3 protein-coding genes and 2 pseudogenes are annotated in these 4,270 nt (G+C 64.2%); 1 reads left to right on the top strand and 4 read right to left on the bottom strand.

Features of this window, described 5'->3' with window-relative positions:
- Positions 1-335 precede the first annotated feature (335 nt).
- Together N5E02_RS20280 and N5E02_RS20285 are read right to left on the bottom strand one after the other, a co-directional pair.
- Positions 336-1,343, bottom strand: a complete 1,008-nt coding sequence (locus tag N5E02_RS20280) for an XVIPCD domain-containing protein (protein WP_329953253.1) — start codon at positions 1,341-1,343, stop codon at positions 336-338.
- A gap of 57 nt (positions 1,344-1,400) precedes the next feature.
- A complete protein-coding gene (locus tag N5E02_RS20285; protein ID WP_032954278.1) occupies positions 1,401-1,937 on the bottom strand; it encodes a hypothetical protein in 537 nt (178 codons plus the stop codon).
- A 405-nt stretch (positions 1,938-2,342) separates the two neighbouring features.
- Between N5E02_RS20285 and N5E02_RS20290 the strand changes: the two are divergent.
- Positions 2,343-2,950, top strand: a pseudogene (locus tag N5E02_RS20290) (IS3 family transposase); the annotation flags it as partial.
- A gap of 114 nt (positions 2,951-3,064) precedes the next feature.
- Here N5E02_RS20290 and N5E02_RS20295 read toward each other — a convergent pair.
- A complete protein-coding gene (locus N5E02_RS20295; protein ID WP_334272276.1) occupies positions 3,065-3,604 on the bottom strand; it encodes a DUF4189 domain-containing protein in 540 nt (179 codons plus the stop codon).
- Between the two features lie 174 nt (positions 3,605-3,778).
- Positions 3,779-4,270 (bottom strand): annotated as a pseudogene (locus N5E02_RS20300) (type IV secretion system protein); the annotation flags it as partial.

The following is a 4,270-nucleotide window of genomic DNA, read 5'->3' on the forward strand; positions in this document are numbered from 1 at the left end:
CCGGCGCCGCGACAACGGCGTCGGCCGCCGTGGGCGCTGCAACGGGCGCCGCCCCTGCAGGCGCCTCAACGATTGCATCTGCAGCGGGGGGCGTCTCCACGGCGGGTGCCGCTGTCTCCTGAGCCTGTGCCGACGCTGCGGCAAGTCCAAGTGACAGCAGCCAGACCGCCGGCAGCCGGCGCACGGATGCAGTGCAGCGGGCAGCGGCGTGCCGGGCATTCGAGGGAACGATTCGCATGTGGTGTCCTTACGGGTGGGTTTCCATGTCGGCGCCACAGGGCGCCACGCGTCGTACGTAAAGCGCCTGCGGGCACTCTGCCCGCCGGCATCAGGTGCTACAGGGATCGAGAGCGCTGCTCCTGCTCGCGGGCGAGCGCGGCCGCGGGGTCCTGCTGGGCGACGTTGGCGGCCAACTGCTGGCTGCTCTGTGCCAGCGGCTGCTGTGCCGCCTGTTCGCGCTCGACCGAAGCGCGCAGCATGGCCGGGTCACCCAGCGCGCCCTGCACGGCAAACAACGTGCGGCCGTCGTTGCCAGCCAGGAGATGATCGATGCGCGACATCCCCGCCTTCTGCGCGCTCAGCGCCAGTGCGCCGGCAGCATTGTCCAGTTCCTGCACGCTGCGCAGACCGCTTTGCGGTCCCATCTGCTGCAGATGGTGGCGGGCGCCCTGGAACAGCGCATGCCCCGGCGCGCCAGGCTGCGACATGTCGCGCACGGTGGCCTGCTGGGCCGGCGCCCCGACTTCGCCCCGCTCCAGCCGCGCCATCACATCAGGCGTCAGCTTCTGCTGCCACACCTCGAATCGCTGCTGGCGGGCCTCGATGCCGTTCAGGCCACCATTGATCGCGCGCGTCGCTTCGCGCACGTCCTCGCGCGCCGCTTCCGGCACCCGCGTCTGCCACTGCCACACGGCAATGCGGCCTGCGTGCTCGGGCTGCGCGGCCAGTTCCGGGTGATTCACCAGGTCCAGATCCAGCGCCTTGCCGGCACGCTCGTAATTCTCCTTGCCGACCAGAGGCAGATAGCCACGGCCGTGATACTTCAGCGCATCGCCAGGCGCGTCATTGCCCATACGCCCGCCATACATCAGTTCGGCCAGGTTCTCCGGCCGCCCACGCAGCGCCTCCTGGCGCGCGCTCTCAAGCGCACCATTGCCATTGCGCCACGCCGCTTCCACCGGGATCTGCGAGATACCCCGGGTGAAGTTGAAACTTTCATTGAGCCGGCTCAGGCCACGGGACTCGTGCCCGGCCTGCGCCATGAAGTTGGCCAGTTCCCGGGACGAGGTCATGCCGGCCTCCGTGGCCTGCCGCAACAGCTGCGACTCCCTATCCTGCGACACGGTGAAACTCCTGCTCGATCATCGTTGGATACTCCCGCCTCCTCACCGGCATGGCACTCAGGGCAAGCTGACGTCGGCGACGACGGACGGATCGAAATCCTCGAACCGCACCCGGCCAAGTTCGGCAGCCGAGAAGTCACGCGTATGGGTGGCCTCGGTCTCGGTGTCGACCACCCTGCGCTGCACGCCATGCACCCAGCACGCCTGCTCGGCAGGTGCATACCGGAACGTGTAGACGCTGCTCCAGCGTTCGCGACTGCCGCCGTTGGTGATCACACTGAACGCACCATCCTCGATGGTCACGTACGCGAAAGGATCGCCGGCAATGCCTCCCCGGGTGGAACACGGCACCAGCTTGTCGTTGCGCGCCGCCAACTGCCATCGGCCCGTGGCGTCGCCCAGCAGCAGCAACAGCACCCGGTTGGGACCGTGCTCGCCGGGCAGCAAGCCCTCCGGAGGAGGTTGGTCGATCACCAGGAGCTGGTCCTGGAAACCATTGCCGGTCAGATCACCGCGCACGGCTTCCAGCAGGTTCGCGCCGGACGGAACGAACGCCAAGGCATTGTCCATGTGTACGCCACTCCCCTTCTCCATCCCCTGCAACTCCTTCAATCCCGTCTTGCCAGTTCCCGAGCGGAGGCCGGAAACGGGGCGATGCCTCGCACGTGCCCTGCGGCCGCCATGGCGGATGATAGCCCCGAGCCCACGGCAACCGCGATGGTGGCAAGCGTCACCCGCATCGCGGGGGGACACAGTCCTCATGGACGGAAAAGCTCCTGCGTTCGATGGCACCGGCGCGTCGGGATTTTGACGCGCACGCAGCTTACTTCGAGGAGGCGGCGCTCGTCGAAGGGGGCTTGGGATGAAAAGCGCACTTGATCACAGAAAAAGCGCGGTTAACGTGAATGGATGCCTACCCGCCCCTGACGTCGGGCACCGCGCTGGAGTGTGCCCGGGCGTTCAAAACCGGGGGGACGTCGTCCTTCCGCTAAGACTGGTAGTGCGCAGGCACGGCGCAAGCGCGAGCGCGTCGCGGTCGAACGCTGACCGTTGCACGCCCCTTCCGGTCCGAACCACAACTGGTCGATGGACTTCGTGTTCGACGCCCTGGCCAACGGCAGGCCGATCAAGTGTCTGACTGTGGTCGACGACTGCACCAAGGAGGCCGTGGAGATCGCGGTCGCCCGCCGCATCAACGGGCAGGGCGTGGCCGACATCCTGGAAACGGTGTGCCACTTCCGCGGCTATCCGGCCATGATCCGGACCGATCAGGGGCGGAGTTCACCGGACGAGCTCTCGACCAGTGGGCCGTTGCCAACGGCGTGAAGCTGCTGCTGATCCAGCCTGGCAGACCCACCCAAAACGCCTACATCGAGAGCTTCAACGGCAAGTTCCGCGACGAATGCCTCAACGAAAACTGGTTCACCTCACTGGAGCATGCCAAGGCGACGATCTCTGCTTGGCGACGCGATTACAACGAAGTACGCCCGCACAACTCGCTAGGCAAGAGCGCCCCCACCGAGTTCGCCGCCTTACTCCGCGAGCATGGATCCCTTGCAACCACGAACCCGGGCGATAAGCTCACAACCACGGACTCTACGAAGTAGACCTTGGCCCTAACGCAGGGGGCAGGTCAAATTGAGTTGACAAGCGAAACATGAGAGCAGGTAAACCTAAATTCTTCCAGCAATTGCAACCTGCGGCGCCTCACTGACTACCACTCAGAACGACTGGAATTCCGGTTCGCTGCATGCCGAGTAGATCACCTTACAACCTTCACTGCCGCGCTTAGTGCAAAGCCCCATCGCCAATGAAGTCGCGGCAGAGACAGATTCAGCGCGTCCAAACGTGGAACCGCCGAATGCGCTAGTTCGGGGAGAGACCAGCGCGACGCATTGATTCTTGTAAGTCTGAGTAACCTTGCAATCCGATGCCCCGTGCTGACTACAATTGGCCAAGGCCTCATTTGAGGCGTCAGCCTTTCTCACTTTTCCGACTGACACACCGACGTCACCATTGGAAGCCATGGCAATCGCGCCCCAAGTCTTATTCCAGCGTCCTGTTTGGATAGGGCCCGTCTGACCCGATCCCGCGTCCCCTCCCGGGATCGGCGCACACCCACCAACACCCTGACCTCCGATTGGATACTGGCCTGGCGGGCAACGCCCTTCAGCACCAGCAACGGGCGGGAAGCCAAGAAATAGCATGCAAGCTGCAGCGCCGAAGATAAGCGCACATCGGCGGCCAAGTATCGAGACCATATCGTTAGACCCTCAAACTTCCCATCAGCCGTTGTTCTTTGCGAGACCAAGACGCCCCGAGTCCACCACCGCCGAACCCGGCGATGAACTACCGCCAGTCACTCGCGAACCAACAACCTGCTCGGTAGTGGCACCATGTGTCCCGCCCTTCTCTGGAGCCGGAGGCGTGTAGCAACTACCCGGCGGCTGCCCGCTCGGCCCGGCGCCTGCGCCACCGGGCTACCACCTATCTGCGAATATGCCATGAAGCTACCCAAGGTGCCCTGGAAGAACATGGCCGCCATTGGGGGCGCAGTCAGAATCAAGGTCGTCAGGATCAATCCCATGCCGCCCTGCTGCATCGCCTGACTGGTCATACCGTCACTGGACGCGCCCATGAGCGGGAACTTGTTCACAAGCGCTGTCATCCAGAACGAGGCCGACACGCGGATCACCATGTCCAGCGCGATCGAGACCATCGCCGCCGGTACCGCCATGGAGAACATGGTTCCAATACCGTAGAACAGCCATCGCTGGAACAACTGCTTGGTCTGATCGAACAGCAGGCACAGAATGAACAGTGGTTCCAAGCCAATGAACAAGGCCATGGCGACCTCATACAGCAGCAACATGGAACCTGCCGTCACTGCAGGTCCGCCCGTGCCCAGGCCGATGAACCACATCGCA

This window comes from Stenotrophomonas sp. GD03777, from assembly GCF_029842485.1.
In the GTDB taxonomy this organism is placed as follows: Bacteria; Pseudomonadota; Gammaproteobacteria; order Xanthomonadales; family Xanthomonadaceae; genus Stenotrophomonas; species Stenotrophomonas sepilia.